Genomic DNA, 2196 nt, shown 5'->3' with positions numbered 1-2196 from the left:
CTCCCACGACAGCGAACTGCGTGGAGCCATCATGACAACAACATCCTCCCCTGAACCGCGCTGGTCCCAGCGCCGCAGCCAGAAGCAGCAGCGCCTGGCCCAGGTACAGCACCTTGCCGACGGCGTGGTGCTCCCCACCGCAAACATCGTCGAAGCCCTGCACGCCCTGATCCGTCCCGGCGACCGTGTGGTGCTGGAAGGCAACAACCAGAAGCAGGCCGACTTCCTCTCCCGCGCCCTGACCAAGGCCGACCCCGCCCGCCTGCACGACCTGCACATGATCATGCCCAGCGTCGGCCGCGCCGAGCACCTGGACCTGTTCGAACGCGGCATCGCACGCAAGCTGGACTTCTCCTTCGCCGGCACGCAAAGCCTGCGCATCAGCCAACTGCTCGAAGACGGCCTGCTGGAAATCGGCGCCATCCACACCTACATCGAGCTCTACGCCCGCCTTGTAGTCGACCTGATCCCCAACGTGGTGCTCTCGGCCGGCTTCATGGCCGACCGCGCCGGCAATATCTACACCGGCCCCAGCACCGAAGACAGCCCCGCGCTGATCGAACCGGCCGCGTTCAGCGACGGCATTGTCATCGTCCAGGTCAACCAGCTGGTGGACGATGTCAGCGAGCTGCCGCGCGTCGATATCCCCGCCTCGTGGGTCGATTTCGTGGTGGTGGCCGACAAGCCGTTCTATATAGAACCCCTGTTCACCCGCGACCCGCGCCATATCAAGCCGGTGCACGTGCTGATGGCGATGATGGCGATCCGCGGCATCTACGAAAAACACAACGTGCAGTCGCTCAACCATGGCATCGGCTTCAACACCGCCGCTATCGAGCTGATCCTGCCCACCTACGGCGAATCCCTGGGGCTCAAGGGCAAGATCTGCCGACACTGGACGCTCAACCCACACCCCACGCTGATCCCCGCCATCGAAAGCGGCTGGGTACAGAGCGTGCACTGCTTCGGCACCGAGCTGGGCATGGAGCAGTACATCGCCGCACGCCCGGACGTGTTCTTCACCGGGCGCGACGGCTCGCTGCGCTCCAACCGGATGTTCTGCCAACTGGCCGGGCAATATGCGGTCGACCTGTTCATCGGCGCCACCCTGCAAGTAGACGGCGACGGCCACTCTTCCACGGTCACCCGCGGGCGCCTGGCGGCTTCGGCGGCGCGCCAAACATGGGCCACGACCCGCGCGGTCGACGCCATGCCACCCCGGCGTGGCTGGATATGCGCCAGGCCGGCGATGCCCCCGAGGCACTGCTGGAGCGCGGCAAGAAGCTGGTGGTGCAGATGGTCGAGACGTTCCAGGAAGGCGGCAAACCTACCTTCGTCGACACCCTGGATGCCGTCGAGGTGGCGAAGAAAAGCGGCATGCCGCTGGCGCCGATCATGATCTACGGCGACGACGTGACCCACTTGCTCACCGAAGAAGGCATCGCCTACCTGTACAAGGCACGCTCGCTCGAAGAGCGCCAGGCGATGATCGCCGCCGTGGCCGGGGTCACCGCAATCGGGCTGCGGCACAACCCCGCCGACACCGCACGGTTGCGCCGTGAAGGCCTGATCGCGCTGCCCGAAGACCTCGGCATCCGCCGCACCGACGCCACCCGCGAACTGCTCGCCGCCAAGAGCGTGGCCGACCTGGTGCAGTGGTCCGACGGCCTGTACAACCCGCCCGCCAAGTTCAGGAGCTGGTAATGCACGCACTCGACCTGCAACCCCAGGCGCTGTCACGCGCCGAACAACTGGCCGACTTCGCGGTGGATGCGCTGATCGACGAGGCCGAACTGTCGCCCAAGCCCGCCTTGGTCGACCGGCGCGGCAACGGCGCGCACCACGACCTGCACCTGGGCCTGATGCATGCCTCGGCATTGTCGCTGTGGCCGATGTTCAAGCAGATGGCCGAAGCCGCCATGCACCTGGGCACCATCGGCCAGCCCCTGCGCGAAGCCCTCGGGCAGATCGGTCGCGACGGCGAACAGGCGATGCTGCGCACCACGGCCGGGGTCAATACGCACCGTGGCGCCATCTGGGCATTGGGCCTGCTGACCGCAGCAGCGGCGTTGCCCGCTGCCACGCTGCGGGCCGGTGACCTGGCGCTGCGTGCGGCGCAGCTGGCATTGCTCGACGACCGCCAGGCGCCACGCCAGCCCAGCAACGGTAGCGCGGTGGCACACCGTTATGGTGTCG

The 2196-nt window shown here is 66.9% G+C and carries 1 protein-coding gene and 1 pseudogene; both read left to right on the top strand.

The features are described 5' to 3' along the window. Positions 1-31: 31 nt before the first annotated feature. A pseudogene (gene mdcA, locus G3436_RS26615) lies at positions 32-1704 on the top strand (malonate decarboxylase subunit alpha). After that, a partial coding sequence (locus tag G3436_RS26610; RefSeq protein ID WP_178116627.1) for a triphosphoribosyl-dephospho-CoA synthase occupies positions 1704-2196 on the top strand: 493 nt, incomplete at its 3' end. The pseudogene mdcA and the gene G3436_RS26610, both read left to right, overlap by 1 nt.

The sequence above is a fragment of the Pseudomonas brassicae genome (genome assembly GCF_010671725.1).
GTDB lineage: Bacteria > Pseudomonadota > Gammaproteobacteria > Pseudomonadales > Pseudomonadaceae > Aquipseudomonas > Aquipseudomonas brassicae.
The sequence above is the reverse complement of the archived record's forward strand: the minus strand, read 5'-3'. Positions and strand labels throughout refer to the sequence as shown.